Below are 14,534 nucleotides of genomic sequence, written 5' to 3' on the forward strand. Positions count from 1 at the left end.
CGTCAGCCACGTGTCGTCACGCGACGCCGCCGACAGCAGAGCGACGCGGTGCGGCTTTGCGGCGTTCCGCCTCTGCCGCCGCATCCTGGTCGTCCGAGGGAGCCGAGCCTGACCCCTCGTCGTGACCGCGGTTGCGGCGACGCTCGAGCATCCCGAACAGCGACGAGTGGTTCTCGCCCGGGGCGCCGAGAGCTGCGGTGACACGGTCGAGGAAGACGGCGATGAGCACGACGCCCAGCCCCGCTTCCACGCCTTTGGGGATGTTGATCGTCGAGATCGCCTCGACGACCATCTTTCCGAGTCCATCCGCTCCCGCCATTCCGGCGATGACCGCCATCGACAGCGCGAGCATGATGACCTGGTTGACGCCGGCCATGATGGTCGGCATGGCGAGCGGCAGCTGGATGCCGCGCAGGATCTGCCCCGGCTTGGCGCCGAACGCGTGACCCGCCTCGACCGTCTCGGAGTCGACACCGCGGATGCCGAGCTCGGTGAGTCGCACGCCCGGAGGCAGAGCGAAGATCACCGTCGCGACGAGCCCTGGAACGACACCGATGCCGAAGAACACGATGGCGGGGATCAGGTACACGAAAGCCGGCATGGTCTGCATGAAGTCGAGAACCGGCTTGAGCACCGCACGCACGGTGGCGTTGCGTGCCGACCAGATGCCGAGCGGCACCGCGATCAGCACCGCGATGATGGCGGCGACGAGCACGAGGGCGAGCGTCTGCATCGCGGGGACCCAGAGGTCCATCCCGACGACGAGCCCGAACGACACGATCGTTCCGATGGCGAGCTGCCACGAGCGCACGGCCCAGGCGATGACCGCCGCGATCAGGATCACGACGACGAAATTCGGTGCCAGCAGGATGTCGGTGAGCCCCTCGACGAGAAAGCTCATCACGAACGAGATGACGTCGAGCAGGCCGTCGAGATTGGTCTTGACCCAGTCGACGACCGCTTCGATCCATGTTCCGACGGGAATGCGGAAACCCTCCATCAGCGCACCTCCTCACTCGTTCCGGCGACCGGCTGCGCGTCGGCCGTCCATCCGTCATCGAGCACTGCATCGATCTCGGCCTGCGGCATCGGAAGAAGCGGCAGGGTGAGCTCGCCGGTCGCGCCGGGGCCGGGGCCGAGGGCTGCGAGCAGGGTGATGCGGGGGATGACGCCGGTCAGGCGTCCCGCGGCATCGACCACTGCCAGGGGCAGCGGCGACTCGACCGACGGGATGAAGAGGTTCATCAGAACCTCGTCCTCGCTGACGCTCTGCGGCACCGGCTTGATGATCGACTCGAGGGTGGACACGCCCTTGCGGACGAGCTTGACGGCATCGCGGTCGGTGACGATCCCCAGCAGCTTGCGGTCGCGGCCCGTGACGTAGGTGGCCGACATGAACGCGTCGCGCATCTGGCGAAGCGCCGTGCGCGGTCCGGCGGTCTCGGCCACGACGGGGCGCGGACGCTCCATGACGTTCGCGGCGGTGAGCACGCGAGCACGGTCGACGTCTTGCACGAACTGCTCGACGTAGTCGTTGGCGGGGTCCGTGAGGATGTCCTCCGGCGTGCCGATCTGCACGATGCGGCCATCGCGCATCACGGCGATGCGGTCGCCGAGGAACATGGCCTCGTTGAGGTCATGGGTGATGAAGACGATCGTCTTCTGCAGCTTCTCCTGAAGCTCGAGCAGCTGCTCCTGCATCTCGCGACGGATCAGCGGGTCGAGGGCGCTGAACGCCTCGTCCATGAGCAGGATGTCGGAGTCGGCCGCGAGCGCACGGGCGATGCCCACTCGCTGCTGCATTCCCCCCGAGAGCTCGGACGGCAGCTTGTCGGCCTGGCCCTCGAGCCCCACCAGGGCGAGGATCTCCTCGGCCTTCTTCAGGCGCTCGTCTTTGCCTACGCCCTTGAGCTCGAGCGGGTATGCGACGTTCGCGGCGACCGTGCGGTGCGGCAGCAGTGCGAAGTGCTGGAACACCATCGAGATGCGGTCGCGGCGGATCTCGCGCAGTCGCGACGACGGGATGCCCGTGATGGGGTCGCCGTTCACGACGACGGATCCGTCGCTCGCCTCGTGCAGCCCGTTGAGCATGCGGATGATGGTGGACTTGCCGGAGCCGGAGAGCCCCATGATCACGAAGATCTCACCCCGGTTGACCGTGAAACTGGCGTCGATGACGGCGGCGGTTCCTGCGTCGCTGACTGCGGATCTGCTCTCACCGGCCTTCAGTCGACGGACGGCACTGCTCGGATTCTTCCCGAACACCTTGTACAGATTGCGCGCTTCTAGAGCGATTTCGGACACGTTTCCCCTGCGGCTCGCCTTCGGGTGGCTGAGCCTGCTTCGGTTACGCCCGGGTGATCCTCCCGGCCGTTTCGACATGGTGCTGTGGCGGCGCGGACGGCGGATTTCGGATCCACCGCGATAGAGCATCGACCGTACGTCCACGCCTCTTCGCAGCACAGCACATTCGAAAGAAGGACGTGGTCGCGGACTGGTCTTCGGGCCGTCAGGCCCACCAACCAACGTAACGAAATGGCCGGTCAGGGGCAAATCCGACGTTCCGAGTAGCGTTCAGTTCCGTCGGCTGACCGGGGGATTGTGCGGGTTTCGGCCATGGTTGCCGAGCGGTGCGGTGCGCGCGTTTCGGGCGCTTCGCGAGGCGCCTTTCCGCGGCCGGCCGCGCGCTTCCGCAGTCCGATCACGCCTCACAAGTCCGGATTCCGGAAATTCGGTCCAGGGAGGCGCGAACGGACTTCCGAGGCGTGCGCGATCAGCGGCGGATGCTGCGCGTCACCGTGAACTTCGGAGAGCGATGCACCTGTTCGGTCGGGCCGACGAGTCGGGTCAGCTCGGCGCGGTAGCCGAGTGACGAGTTGTAGACCGTGAAGAGCTCGCCGCCGGGGCGGAGGATGCGGGCCGCGGCCTCGAACAGACGCGTCGCCGCGCCCGTGTGCACGCTGCTGCCGAGGTGGAAGGGCGGGTTGAGCAGCACGATGTTCGCGCTCGCGTCAGCGAGCTCGGATCCGGCGTCGTCGTGCATCACGGTGACCTGATCACCGACGCCGTTCGCTGCCGTGGTGGCACGGGCGGAGGCTACGGCCGCGGCCGACCGATCGGTGGCGATGACGCGTGCATGCGGGTGTGCGAGCGCGTATGACGCGGCGAGCGCGCCGGTTCCGCAGCCGAGATCGACGGCGATCGGCCCCGGGCTCGGCTCGCCGCCGTTCACAACGCCGCACGGATCGGCCGGATCGGCCGCTTCCGGCATGCTTTCGGCCCGAGTGTGCGCACCCATGCTGAGTCGTGAACCGTCGAGACCGAGCACCTCGAGCAGCACCCGCGTGCCGATGTCGAGCTTCGCCCCCGCGAACGCCCCGCCGTGGGCGACCAGGGTCAGCCCGTCGTGCTGCGCCACGACCGGGAACGGCGGTTCAGAGGGCACCGGCCGCGGCGCACTCGCCACGACCAGACGCGATTTCCGTTCGGCGCGCTGCGCCTGCACCTCGGCGAAACTGCGCCCGAGCACCTCGTTCTGCGCGATGGTCATGTGCTTCACACGGCCACCGGCGACGAGCACGACGTCGGGCGCTGCCCAGCGCGCCGCGGCATCCGCGGTCTCCTCGAGCTCGGCGAGCGCCTTGGGCAGCTGCAGCAGCACGAGTCGCGCCCCGTCGAGCAGGGTCGCATCGAGCTCGTGCGATGAGAATCCGGCGAGCCCGAGCTCTTCGGCGTTGCGCTCGAGGGCGCGCCGCCCCGTCGCGAGATCCTGGTGCACGCGCACGCCGTCGAAGCCGGCAGAAGTCAGCGCCAGGGTGATCGCGCCGTACTCGTCGCCGATCACGACGATCTCGCGCCCGTCGATGCCCAACGCCAGAGCGCGCTCGACCAGCAGCAGGTCGGTCGCGTCGTGGGCCTGCAGGTTGTCGGCCTCGACATCGGGCCAGCGGCGCAGGCGGCTGTAGGGAAAGTCCACTCCACAAGACTACGAGCGGCATCTCTTGACGCGGACTGAACACGTGTTTAGTATGCTGTACATGCGTTCAGCTTCTGACGATCTCACCGCTCGCGCCCGCATCCGTGACGCCGCCATCGCCGCCTTCGCCCGTGACGGATTCGACGCCACGAGCCTGCGCGGGATCGCCAAGGAGGCCGGCGTCAGTGCGGCACTGATCGTGCACCATTTCGGCGACAAGAACGCTCTGCGCACCGAATGCGACGACTACGTGGTCAGCGTCTTCATCGATGAGGACCACGAACTCATCGTCGCGCCGACCCGCGACCGCATCCGCACGGCGCTGCACGACCTCGATCGCTACGGGCCCTACGTCGACTATCTCGCCCGCATGCTGTCCGACGGATCCGGCGCCGCCGATCGACTGTTCGACAGCTTTCTGGCCAGCACCCGCGATGTGCTCGCCGATCAGCGCGCTGCGGGCATGCTCGAGCCGATGAGCGACCCCGAGATGACGACGATGCTCCTGACCCTGATCGGGCTGGCCCCCGTCGTGATGCGCGCCCAGGTCGCTCGCGCGCTGGGCACCGACCAGCTGAGCCCGGCGGGTCTCCTCCGCACCACGCTGCCGACGCTGGAGCTGCTCACCCACGGCATCTACTCGACCACCGCACTGCTCGACGGCGCCCGCGACGCACTCGCGGCAGAGAACAGCACGTCAGACGGAGACGCATCATGACCGACACGATCGAGATCGAGCGCCTGCACAAGCGCTACGGCAGTCGCACGGCACTGCATGAACTCGACCTGCACGTGCGACCGGGAACGGTCTTCGGCCTCATCGGCCCGAACGGAGCGGGCAAGACGACCACGCTGCGCACGCTGGTCGACATCATCCGCCCGTCTTCCGGGTCGGTGCGAGTCCTCGGCGAAGACCCGCGACACGGTGGCGCGGCACTCCGCCGACGCATCGGGTACGTACCGGGCGAGCTGCACCTCGAGGGGCGATCGAGCGGACATCGGATGCTGTCGTTCTACGCCCAGGTCTCGGGCAGCCGTGACTCCGCGGCCACTGTGCAGACCGGCCGCGATCTCGCCGACCGCCTCGGCGTCGACCTCGCGCGTCCCGTCCGCACACTGTCGAAGGGCAACAAGCAGAAGGTCGGACTCATCCAGGCGTTCATGCACCGGCCGGAGCTGCTGATCCTCGACGAGCCCACCAGCGGCCTCGACCCCCTCATGCAGCGCGAGTTCCTGCAGATGGTGCGCGAGGCGAAGGACGCGGGGCAGACCGTGCTGCTCAGCTCGCACGTGCTCAGCGAGATCCAGCAGACCGCCGACGAGGTCGCGGTGCTCGCCAACGGTCGGGTCGTCGCCGATGGCGACGTCGCCTCCCTGCGCCTGGGTTCGATCCGACGGGTGCGTGCCGAGCTCGCGACAGCGGATGCCACGGCAGCCCGCGCAGAATTCGGTAGCGTGCCCGGCCTCACCGAGGTCGACATGCACGACGCCGACGGGATCCTCACCATCTCCGGCACCGTCGACGGCGCCATCGATCCGTTCGTCAAGGCGCTCTCCCGCTTCGAGGTCCGAGACCTGACGGTCGAGGAACCCGACCTCGAGGAGTCGGTGCTGCGGCTGTACGGCGGACATGCGGCGAGCGCTGCCCCGGCTCGCACGCGCGGCCAGCGCAGCACCGGCTCTCTCGGCGCCGATCCCGAAGCCGATCCCGAGGCCGACGCCCCACTCCCGACGAGACGCTCGATCCGCGACGAGGAGGCGGAGCGATGAACGGCATCCTTCCGGTGTTCCGGCGCAACCTGCGCGACTCGTGGCGGAGCCTCCTCGGGTGGACTGTCGGCCTCGCCGCCGTGCTGTTCCTCTATCTGCCGCTGTACCCGAGCCTCGGCGGCGGCGGTCAGCTCGAAGACATCATCTCGGCGCTGCCGCCTGAACTCGTCGACACGCTCGGCTACGACCAGATCTCGAGCGGCGCCGGATACACGCAGAGCACGTTCTACGGGCTGATGGGCTTTCTGCTGACGACGATCGCCGCCGTGCTCTGGGGCTCCGCAGCCATCGCTGGCGCGGAGGAGAGCGGACGCGCCGAGCTCGACCTGGCGCACGGCATCGGTCGCGGTCAGTACGCACTCGAGTCCGCGTTCGCCGTGCTCGTCAGGCTGCTCTGGCTCGGCGCCTTCTCGGGCCTCGTCGTCTGGGCGCTGAATGATTCCGCGGAGCTGGGCCTCGAGGGTTGGCGGGTCGTCGGGGCGAGCGCGGCGCTCACCGGACTCGCCTTCCTCACGGCATCCGCCGCCCTGCTCGCGGGGGCCGTGACCGGCCGCCGGATCTGGGCGACCGGAATCGGTGCAGGAGTCGCCGTCGTCGGGTACATCCTCCAGGCACTCGCCAAGCAGTCGAAGGATCTCGACTGGCTGAACGCGCTCTCTCCCTACTCCTGGGTCTACCGCCAGCCGCCGCTCGCCGAGGGCGTCGACCCCGGCGGCCTCGCGCTCACCTGGGGCCTGGCTCTCGTGTTCGTCGTCGCCTCGTTCTTCGCGTTCCGCGCTCGCGACCTCCGCGGCTGACGGCGCGCCCGCCAGGCGGGGCCAGTTCCGCACCACACCCCCAGGCGGGGCCAGTTCCCCACTGCAATAGCGCCTTTCGGATGCAGAACTGGCCTCGCACCCGTCATCACGGGGCACCCCGCGCCGGTGCGGGGTCAAAAACGCACCGGAATCGCGCCTCTGCGATGCCTTTTTGACCACCCAGGGAACTCGCGCACACCTCTGCCACACGTGGCGGTTGACACGATCCAGGTTCGGTGGTTACCTAGTCAAGTAACTAACCCACTAACCGCGGAGGAGGACTCGTGATCGAAGAAGGCAAGCCGCTCTTCCTCCAGATCGCCGAGCAGATCGAGGACTCGATCCTCGACGGCTCACTTCCGGAGGAATCGCAGGCGCCCTCGACCAACGAGCTCGCCGGCTTCTACCGGATCAACCCCGCGACGGCTGCGAAGGGAGTCGCCATGCTCACCGACAAGGGAGTGCTGTATAAGCGCCGCGGCATCGGCATGTTCGTCGCCACCGGCGCGAAGGATCTGCTCCTCGGCGAGCGCCGCGCCGCGTTCGCCGACCGCTACATCGACCCGCTCCTCGCCGAGGCCCGCACTCTGGGGCTCGGCGCCGAAGACCTCGCCGCACTGCTCCGCGAGCGGGCAGCGCAGGCAGCACCGACAGAAGGGAAGACCACCACATGACCGCCGTCATCGAGGTCCAGAACCTCACCAAGCACTACAAGGAGAAGAACGCGCTCGACGACGTGTCGCTCAGCCTCGAGGGCGGCGCGATCTACGGCCTCCTCGGTCGCAACGGCGCGGGCAAGACGACGCTCATGTCGATCCTGACCGCGCAGAATTTCGAGTCATCCGGCACCGTGCGCGTCTTCGGCGAACACCCCTACGAGAACGCGCGGGTCCTGAACAGGATCTGCTTCGTCCGCGAGAGCCAGAAGTATCCGGATGACGCCTACCCGCGTCATGCGTTCAAGGCCGCGAGCCTGTTCTTCCACAACTGGAACCAGGAGCTCGCCGACGAACTCATCGACCAGTTCCAGCTGCCGATGAAGCAGACCATCAAGAAGCTCTCGCGCGGCCAGCTCTCGGCCGTCGGTGTCATCATCGGTCTCGCCTCGCGCGCCGAGCTGACCTTCTTCGACGAGCCGTACCTGGGTCTCGACGCGGTCGCCAGGCAGATCTTCTACGACCGCCTGCTCGAGGACTACGCCGAGCATCCGCGCACGATCGTGCTCTCGTCGCACCTGATCGACGAGGTCTCGAACCTCATCGAGAAGGTCATCGTGATCGACAACGGCAAGATCCTGCTCAACGAAGACACGGATGCCGTGCGCGACCGCGCCGTCACCGTGGTCGGCGATGCCGCCAAGGTCGACGCGTGGGCGGCCGGCCGTGAGGTCCTGCACCGCGAGGCGCTCGGCCGCGTGGCATCGGTCACCGCGCTCGGAGCGCTGTCGTCGGCCGAGCGCGCAGAGGTCACGGCATCCGGCCTCGATCTCGCCCCCGTCTCATTGCAGCAGCTGATCGTCCGACTCACCCAGAGGGCAGAGGCGGATTCCGCCACGAGAGGTTCCGCCACGAAGGAGGAGGTGCGCTGATGCGACGCACACTCAACGTCATCCGCCTGCAGCTCATCAACCGCCAGACCTTCATCTGGGTGCCTCTGATCGTCCTCGGCTCGGCGGTGGTCCTTTCGGTGCTCATCTATGCGATGATCCCCACCGACGAGCCGAAGTACGGCGGCGGCGGCCAGGCTCCGCTCTGGTACTTCTTCGCGATCGGCATTTCGGCGATGACTCTCACCTTCCCGTTCTCTCAGGCGATGAGCATCACCCGGCGGGACTTCTTCTTCGGCACGCTGCTCACGGCCATCCTCGGCAGCGCGTTCATGGGCGTGGTCTTCCTGATCGGCGGCGCCATCGAGACGCTGACCAACGGATACGGCGTCAACGGCTACGTCTTCTACCTGCCGTGGCTGTGGGAGGCGGGTCCGCTCGGCGCGTTCGTCGTCTACTTCACCCTCGCGCTCTTCCTGTTCGTCGTCGGCTTCACCGGTGCGACGATCTACAAGAGCTGGGGGCCCACGGTGCTCACCATCGTCGGCGTCGGGCTCGCGTTGATCCTCGTGGGTCTCGCGTTCCTCGCCACCAGGCTCGAGCTGTGGGGTCAGGTGTGGACCGGCATCCTCGATGCGGGTGCACTCGGACTCTCGCTCTGGGGGCTCGTCGCCACAGTGGTGCTCGTCGGGGTATCGTTCCTCGCGTTCCGCCGGGCGATTCCCTGACCCTCCGGGTCTTCTTCTCGATCCTCGACGCCGGTCGCTCCTCACAGGGCGGCCGGCGTCGTGCTCCCACCGCTACCCGCCCGCACCGCCGGATGCAACCCTGTGCGAGAACAGCTGCCGAGCGGCTAGCGTCACGGTTCGGGGAGGAGGACGAGAGGATGCCGTGACGAACATCAGAACACGAGTGCGCGCACGCCGCCCCGGAATCGTGCGCTCCCTGCGGGAGGCGGTCGATCCTGCCCGGCTGCTGCTCGTCGCCAAGACGGCCCTGGCGGTCGGGCTCGCCTGGCTGATCGCCCCGCATATGCCCGGAGTCACCGACGAGTACCCGTACTACGCGCCGCTCGGCGCCCTCGTGAGCATGTATCCCACGCTGATGGGGTCGGTGCGGTCGGGGCTGCAGACTCTGCTCGGACTCGCCACCGGCATCGGCCTGGCGGCGGTGGTCGTGCTGACCGTCGGACCGACATGGTGGACGATCCCGGCGGTCGTCGGCATCGGCGTGCTGGTCTCGGGAACCGGCTGGTTCGGCGCGGGTCGCGAGTATGTGCCGATGGCAGCGCTCTTCGTGCTGATCATCGGCGGCCAGAACGCGGACGACTACTCGGTCGGATATCTGGTGCAGACCGCCGTCGGCGTCGTCGTCGGTCTGCTCGTGAACCTGGTGATCGCGCCGGCCCCGCTCACCCTCGCCGCCGCCGCCAGGGTCGACGCCTTCCGCACTCAGCTGAGCGAGCACCTGCACGACATCGGCACGGCTGTCTCGGAGTCGTGGCCGCCGGAGCATCAGCAGTGGGCCGACGACGCGGCATCGCTCGCCGACACGACCTCGGGGCTGCGAACAGCCCTGTCCGAGGCCGATGACAGCCGCCGCGGGAATCCGCGGGCGAGGGGGCGACGCGGAGAGACGCGGCAGATCCATGCCGATCTGACACGCCTCGATCGGGTCGCGCACCTGATCCGCGACATCTCCGACGAGATCGCCGACACCATCTGGGATCGGCCGGGCGCCCTCGCGCTCGACCCGGCCCTGCCCGAGCCGCTGTCGGCCGCGTGCCACGCCGTCGCCGAGATCATCGCCCAGAAGGAGCCGCTCGACGCCGCAGACCACCGCGCCAGAGCCGAGGCGGCGCGGGCGATCCGCCTGCTGCTCGAGACCGTCGATGATCGCACCATCGATGTGCATCGTTCGATGGGCCCGGGCGTGCTCGCGGCCATGCATCTGCGCCGCATCCTGATCCTCAGCGGCCACCGCGAGGCGGACGAGGCGGATGACTCCGATCCGGAGAGCGCAGGAGCCTAGCGGCTCAGATCGTGTCGTCGGCGGCGAGGATGTCGACCTGCCATGAGCGCCCGGCCGGGTCGTCCTTGTCATGGGCATCGACCGCCTCGGTGATGACCTCCTGCACGCGCTCCATCACGGCTTCGAACTCGGCCTCGGTGAGGCGCACCATGCGCTGCGAGAAGTGGGCACGCACCTCGGTCGCTCGGCCCGAGAGGTATTCGGGAGTCCAGGAGATCACGCGGCTCAGCATGTCCTGATGGTCGTCGGCGACCGAGCGGACCATGGCGGTGCCCAGGGCCTCGTCCGGCACCGGATGCTCGGGCCCGCCGACATTGAACGATCCCCTGCGCGACTTCCAGACGCGGTCGCGGCGGTCACGTGCATGCTCGGGGGCCTCTTCGATGAGGCCCGCATCGGCAAGTACCCGCAGGTGGAAGCTCGCACTGTTGGCCGGCACGTCGAGGTCGGCGGCGACGTCCGCCGCACGCAGGTGCTCGCGACGCGAGAACAGACGGATCATCCGTCGACGCAGCGGGTGCGCGTAGGCCTTCAGCATCGCCGACGTCATCCAGACCTGGTCCGCGTCCTTCTTCGCCTCCTCCATACCGAGAGTGTATCCGCACAAGAAGTTGCGCAATAAGTATTGCGCAACTGTTCTTGCGCAATTACGGTGGGTACCATGACGACCGTGACCGAGCCCCACCGTCTGTGGCGCAACACCCGATACCTGACCTGGCTCGTGAGCGACACGAGCAAAGGACTCGCGGCCGCCCTGTTCGCCTTCGCGATCCCCCTGCTCGCCCTGATCGTCACGAACGACCCCGCGCAGGCCGGCATCATCGGCGGAGCGGGCATGGTCGCCAGGCTCCTGCTCACACTCGCCGGCGGCATCCTCGCCGACCGCCATCGGCGCATCCTCCTCATGCTGATCGGCTCTCTGATCGGCATCCTGCTGGCAGGAGCGTTCACCCTGCTCGCGCTCGGCGGCGCACTGACCTTCGCCACGCTGCTCATCGCCGACGTGCTGCTGGCCGCGCGCAGCGGACTGTTCGACGTCGCGGGCGAGAGCGCCATCAAGGAGATCGTGCCCGACGAGGCGATGGGCCGCGCTCAGGCCGCGAACCAGGGACGCGATGCCGCGATCCAGCTCGCCGGCGGCCCCCTCGGCGGCCTGCTGCTGGGCGTGGGCGGATGGCTCGTCGGAGCGGTCATGACGCTCTGCCACGCGATCGCGGCGGTGACCGCGTGGATGCTGCAGCGAGAGGTGCGCTGCGCCGGGATCGTCGACACGGGGGCGGATGCCGATGCTGCGGGCGCCGCACCGGAGAACGGAGAGCATCCGGTCGGCGACGGGCATGTCGCCGCGGGACTCGCCGTGGATCCGGCCGACGGTCTGGGATTTCCCGCGGACACCGCTGCGGATGCTGTTGCACCCCCCAAGACCACCGCGTGGGCCGAACTGCGCGAGGGCTTCACGTGGCTGCTGTCCCGACCCGATCTGGGCGGCGTGCTGCTCATCATCACCGTCATCAACCTGGGCTTCAACGCCGCGATCACGACCACGATCTACGCGCTGCAGCAGGAGGGCTACTCCGAACTGCTGATCGGTTCGCTCAGCGCGGCCGTGGGTGCCGTCATGCTCGTCGGGGCGGTCGTCGCACCGACGCTCGTGCCCCGCATCCGTGCCGGTGCGATCGCGATCAGCGGACTCTCGGTCGTCGCCATCGGCACGATCGCGCTCTCGATGGTCACCGAACCGTGGGCGATCGTGGTCGTGCTCGGAGCCTCGGTGCTGCTTCTTCCCGCGCTCAACGCGGGGATGATGGGCTACTTCATGGTCGCGACGCCCACGCAGCTGCTCGGTAGGGCGAACAGCGCGGCCGGCGTTCTGGGCATGGGCGCCCTGCCGCTCGCTCCGCTGATCGCCGGCTTCGGACTCAGCTGGATCGGCCGCGAGTGGACGATCCTCGTCTGCGCGGCGCTCTGCATCACCGCGGTCGCGCTCGCACTGGGCAACCGCGCATTGCGCGCGCTGCCTATCGAGTCGCGCTGGGCCGAGCACGCGAAGCAGTACGAGAACGCCTGAGCCGCACCCCCGTGTGATGTCCTGATCTCTGCTCGCGGCCAGCCGCAGACGTCGGATGCTCCGAGGCCGTCAGAGCGTCCCGGTGAGCACGCCCCCATCGGCGCGGAGAGCCGCGCCGTTCGTCGCCGACGACAGCGGGCTCGACAGATACGCGACCAGGCTCGCGATCTCGGTCGGATCGATGAATCGCTCCAGCAGGGTCGTGTGGTTCCGGCCGATGATCGCATCCTTCATCGCCTCTGCGGGGAGCGACTGGGCCTCGGCCACGGCTGCGACCGATGCGGCCACTCCATCCGAGAACGTGGGACCGCCGAGCACGGTGTTGACAGTGACCGCGGTGCCTCGGGTGAGCTTCGCCAGGCCGTTCCCCAGCGCGATCATCGCCGCTTTGGTCATTCCGTAGTGCACCATGTCGGCTGGCACGTTGACCCCGGATTCACTGCTGATGAAGATGATGCGCCCCGAACCCCGTTCGAGCATTCCGCCGAGCACCGCCCGTGACAGCCGCACACCGCTCATCACATTCACGTCGAAGTACCGCGTCCAGTCCTCGTCGCTGATCGATGCGAAGTCGGCGAGACCGAAGAGTCCGACATTGTTCACGAGGATGTCCACATCACCGAGTGCGTCCGTGAGCCGCGCCACCTCGCCGACATTCGCGAAGTCGGCCGCGATTCCCGACACCCGGGCCCCCGGTTGCTCGTCACGCAGGCGCTCGACCGCCGCGTCGACGCGTTCCGCGGTGCGCCCGTTGAGCATCACTTCCGCGCCCTCTGCGGCGAGCTGGGCCGCGATGGCGTACCCGATGCCCTGAGTAGAGCCGCTGACGAACGCCTTCGCATCGTGCAGTCGCAGATCCATGATCACTCCTCGCGCCGCCGAGCGACGCATTCACTTGCTTGAGCAAGTAACTGTACGTGGGTTGACTTGCCTGAGCAAGTGACGACCGAGCAGATGAAGTAGTGTCATGACATGCCTGAGCAATCGACTGACGATCCACTGAGCGCGGACGAACTGGAGATCTGGGCGTCCGTCGCCACGTTGATCGAGCGCCTCCCGACCGCTCTCGACGCTCAGCTGCAGCGAGACAGCGGGCTCACCCATTTCGAGCACGGCATCCTGTTCGCCCTCGACTCCGCGCCCGATCGATCACTGCGCCTCAGTGTCCTCGCGAGCTACGCCAGCTGCACCCTCTCGCGACTCTCGCGCGCTGTCTCCCGCCTGGAGGCGAAGGGGTGGGTCCGCCGCGAGACCGACCCCGCTGACGGCCGCTTCACGCTCGGCATCCTCACACCGAGCGGGCACGACAAGGTCGTCGAGTCCACTCCCGCCCACCATGCACTGGTGCGGCGCGTGATCTTCGAGAGCCTGACGATCGCGCAGACGCGCCAGCTCAGCGCGATCAGTCGGAGGATCTCTGCCGCGATCGGACCGGACGAGGCATGGAAGCCGCCCATGCTCGAGCGCCCATGAGGCATGTCGGATGCCGGTGACGCTGTCGGATGTCGGTGTCGATGCGTAGGATCGGCCGCACCGAACATCCCTACCTGAGGAGACGACGATGTCAGCCCTGGAGATCAGCGAGAAGCCTCTTCCCTATGTCCGACTTGCGACACTGACCGAGAAGGTCGGCACGCAGCCCGAGGTCGCCGCGGTCGTCGGGCCGCTGTTCGACCGCGTGGCCGACGCGCTGCTGGCATCAGGTGCGAACCCGGGCCTGCCGATCGCCGAGTACGACATGGACCGGCACGGCGTGCGCATCACCGTCGGCTTCACCTACGACGGGCCCGCCATCGACGGCCTGGTGATCGTCGAGCTGCCCGCCGTCGAGTCGGCGTTCACCGCCACCCACCATGGATCCATGGCGACGATCGACGAGAGCTGGGGCGCAGTGAACACCGCGATCACCGAGCGGGGCGCAACGGCCGTGGGGCCGTGCCGCGAGGTCTACCTGCAGTCGGAATCCGAAGACCAGGCCGACTGGATCACCGAGTTGCAGCAGCCGGTCTCAGCGAGCTGACCATCTCGAGCGGCCGGGTTTCGGCAACCCGAGCCGGTCGGCCGGTCGGCCGTCAGAGCGCGCCGGTGAGCGCCGCGACGCCGACCAGCACCGACACCAGTGCGAGGACCAGGGCGATCGCGATCAGCACGGCGTGCACTTTGAGGAAGGTCGTGGCCTTGCCGTCAGCATTCCGAGCCCGCGGGTCGGTCGCGACGCGCTTGTAGAAGCGGGGCCACACCAACACGTTGAAGGCGGCGTTGAGGAACAGGACGACAGCGAGAGCGATCACCCCTCCACGCTAACGCCCGCGGCAATCGTCCTCCGCCACTTGGCATACGGCAGGC

The 14,534-nt window shown here is 68.1% G+C and carries 16 protein-coding genes; 10 read left to right on the forward strand and 6 right to left on the reverse strand.

The features are described from left to right. Positions 1-16: 16 nt before the first annotated feature. The 3 genes from ACQ4LY_RS04380 to ACQ4LY_RS04390 all read right to left on the reverse strand — a co-directional run bounded on the left by ACQ4LY_RS04380 (position 17) and on the right by ACQ4LY_RS04390 (position 3,976). Positions 17-1,000 carry an ABC transporter permease gene (locus ACQ4LY_RS04380; protein WP_431074808.1) on the reverse strand — a complete coding sequence of 328 codons (984 nt, stop codon included), beginning with the start codon at positions 998-1,000 and terminating at the stop codon, positions 17-19. After that, complete coding sequence (locus ACQ4LY_RS04385) at positions 1,000-2,304, reverse strand: quaternary amine ABC transporter ATP-binding protein (RefSeq protein ID WP_431074809.1); 1,305 nt, start codon at positions 2,302-2,304, stop codon at positions 1,000-1,002. Before ACQ4LY_RS04385 ends, ACQ4LY_RS04380 begins: the two co-directional genes overlap by 1 nt. A 469-nt stretch (positions 2,305-2,773) precedes the next feature. Continuing rightward, positions 2,774-3,976, reverse strand: coding sequence for a class I SAM-dependent methyltransferase (locus ACQ4LY_RS04390; RefSeq protein ID WP_431074810.1), 1,203 nt, complete (start codon positions 3,974-3,976; stop codon positions 2,774-2,776). A 61-nt stretch (positions 3,977-4,037) separates the two neighbouring features. On the opposite strand from ACQ4LY_RS04390, the gene ACQ4LY_RS04395 reads away from it, so the two are divergent. From ACQ4LY_RS04395 to ACQ4LY_RS04425, 7 genes are all read left to right on the forward strand, one after another. Then, on the forward strand, positions 4,038-4,694 hold the full coding sequence (locus tag ACQ4LY_RS04395) for a TetR/AcrR family transcriptional regulator (RefSeq protein WP_431074811.1): 657 nt from the start codon (positions 4,038-4,040) through the stop codon (positions 4,692-4,694). Next, positions 4,691-5,746, forward strand: coding sequence for an ABC transporter ATP-binding protein (locus tag ACQ4LY_RS04400; protein WP_431074812.1), 1,056 nt, complete (start codon positions 4,691-4,693; stop codon positions 5,744-5,746). Before ACQ4LY_RS04395 ends, ACQ4LY_RS04400 begins: the two co-directional genes overlap by 4 nt. After that, a complete protein-coding gene (locus ACQ4LY_RS04405; RefSeq protein ID WP_431074813.1) occupies positions 5,743-6,543 on the forward strand; it encodes an ABC transporter permease subunit in 801 nt (266 codons plus the stop codon). Before ACQ4LY_RS04400 ends, ACQ4LY_RS04405 begins: the two co-directional genes overlap by 4 nt. 284 nt (positions 6,544-6,827) lie before the next feature. Continuing rightward, on the forward strand, positions 6,828-7,217 hold the full coding sequence (locus tag ACQ4LY_RS04410; RefSeq protein ID WP_431074814.1) for a GntR family transcriptional regulator: 390 nt from the start codon (positions 6,828-6,830) through the stop codon (positions 7,215-7,217). Beyond that, a complete protein-coding gene (locus tag ACQ4LY_RS04415) occupies positions 7,214-8,131 on the forward strand; it encodes an ABC transporter ATP-binding protein (RefSeq protein WP_431074815.1) in 918 nt (305 codons plus the stop codon). Before ACQ4LY_RS04410 ends, ACQ4LY_RS04415 begins: the two co-directional genes overlap by 4 nt. Then, positions 8,131-8,817: a hypothetical protein gene (locus tag ACQ4LY_RS04420; RefSeq protein ID WP_431074816.1), complete on the forward strand. Its 687-nt coding sequence runs from the start codon at positions 8,131-8,133 to the stop codon at positions 8,815-8,817. The genes ACQ4LY_RS04415 and ACQ4LY_RS04420 overlap by 1 nt, the downstream gene beginning before the upstream one ends. A 163-nt stretch (positions 8,818-8,980) precedes the next feature. Beyond that, positions 8,981-10,120 (forward strand): FUSC family protein, encoded by a 1,140-nt coding sequence (locus ACQ4LY_RS04425; protein WP_431074817.1) that lies wholly within the window; start codon positions 8,981-8,983, stop codon positions 10,118-10,120. 4 nt (positions 10,121-10,124) lie between these two features. Here ACQ4LY_RS04425 and ACQ4LY_RS04430 read toward each other — a convergent pair whose 3' ends face one another. After that, entirely contained in the window at positions 10,125-10,706 is a 582-nt protein-coding gene (locus ACQ4LY_RS04430; protein ID WP_431074818.1) for a winged helix-turn-helix domain-containing protein, read from the reverse strand. A 75-nt stretch (positions 10,707-10,781) separates the two neighbouring features. Between ACQ4LY_RS04430 and ACQ4LY_RS04435 the strand changes: the two genes are divergently transcribed. After that, on the forward strand, positions 10,782-12,188 hold the full coding sequence (locus tag ACQ4LY_RS04435; RefSeq protein ID WP_431074819.1) for an MFS transporter: 1,407 nt from the start codon (positions 10,782-10,784) through the stop codon (positions 12,186-12,188). A 69-nt stretch (positions 12,189-12,257) separates the two neighbouring features. Here ACQ4LY_RS04435 and ACQ4LY_RS04440 read toward each other — a convergent pair whose 3' ends face one another. Next, positions 12,258-13,049 (reverse strand): SDR family NAD(P)-dependent oxidoreductase, encoded by a 792-nt coding sequence (locus ACQ4LY_RS04440; protein ID WP_431074820.1) that lies wholly within the window; start codon positions 13,047-13,049, stop codon positions 12,258-12,260. 111 nt (positions 13,050-13,160) lie between these two features. Here ACQ4LY_RS04440 and ACQ4LY_RS04445 point away from each other — a divergent pair, with 111 nt between their 5' ends. Next, positions 13,161-13,661, forward strand: a complete 501-nt coding sequence (locus ACQ4LY_RS04445; protein ID WP_431074821.1) for a MarR family winged helix-turn-helix transcriptional regulator — start codon at positions 13,161-13,163, stop codon at positions 13,659-13,661. Positions 13,662-13,749: 88 nt separating this feature from the next. Beyond that, the gene (locus ACQ4LY_RS04450; protein WP_431074822.1) at positions 13,750-14,208 is read left to right on the forward strand and encodes a GyrI-like domain-containing protein; all 459 of its coding nucleotides are present in this window, start codon (positions 13,750-13,752) and stop codon (positions 14,206-14,208) included. Positions 14,209-14,260: 52 nt separating this feature from the next. Here the strand turns inward: ACQ4LY_RS04450 and ACQ4LY_RS04455 are convergent, their stop codons facing one another. Then, positions 14,261-14,479, reverse strand: a complete 219-nt coding sequence (locus ACQ4LY_RS04455) for an SCO4848 family membrane protein (protein WP_431074823.1) — start codon at positions 14,477-14,479, stop codon at positions 14,261-14,263. Positions 14,480-14,534: the final 55 nt, after the last annotated feature.

Source organism: Microbacterium phyllosphaerae, assembly GCF_050628115.1.
Lineage (GTDB): Bacteria > Actinomycetota > Actinomycetes > Actinomycetales > Microbacteriaceae > Microbacterium > Microbacterium phyllosphaerae_A.

Excerpts from the sequence above, each read along its gene's own strand:
- ACQ4LY_RS04380 (WP_431074808.1), bottom strand. The coding sequence starts at position 1,000 with ATGGAGGGTTTCCGCATTCCCGTCGGAACATGGATCGAAGCGGTCGTC.
- ACQ4LY_RS04395 (WP_431074811.1), top strand. The coding sequence starts at position 4,038 with ATGCGTTCAGCTTCTGACGATCTCACCGCTCGCGCCCGCATCCGTGAC.
- ACQ4LY_RS04400 (WP_431074812.1), top strand. The coding sequence starts at position 4,691 with ATGACCGACACGATCGAGATCGAGCGCCTGCACAAGCGCTACGGCAGT.
- ACQ4LY_RS04405 (WP_431074813.1), top strand. The coding sequence starts at position 5,743 with ATGAACGGCATCCTTCCGGTGTTCCGGCGCAACCTGCGCGACTCGTGG.
- ACQ4LY_RS04415 (WP_431074815.1), top strand. The coding sequence starts at position 7,214 with ATGACCGCCGTCATCGAGGTCCAGAACCTCACCAAGCACTACAAGGAG.
- ACQ4LY_RS04420 (WP_431074816.1), top strand. The coding sequence starts at position 8,131 with ATGCGACGCACACTCAACGTCATCCGCCTGCAGCTCATCAACCGCCAG.
- ACQ4LY_RS04430 (WP_431074818.1), bottom strand. The coding sequence starts at position 10,706 with ATGGAGGAGGCGAAGAAGGACGCGGACCAGGTCTGGATGACGTCGGCG.
- ACQ4LY_RS04435 (WP_431074819.1), top strand. The coding sequence starts at position 10,782 with ATGACGACCGTGACCGAGCCCCACCGTCTGTGGCGCAACACCCGATAC.
- ACQ4LY_RS04440 (WP_431074820.1), bottom strand. The coding sequence starts at position 13,049 with ATGGATCTGCGACTGCACGATGCGAAGGCGTTCGTCAGCGGCTCTACT.
- ACQ4LY_RS04445 (WP_431074821.1), top strand. The coding sequence starts at position 13,161 with ATGCCTGAGCAATCGACTGACGATCCACTGAGCGCGGACGAACTGGAG.
- ACQ4LY_RS04450 (WP_431074822.1), top strand. The coding sequence starts at position 13,750 with ATGTCAGCCCTGGAGATCAGCGAGAAGCCTCTTCCCTATGTCCGACTT.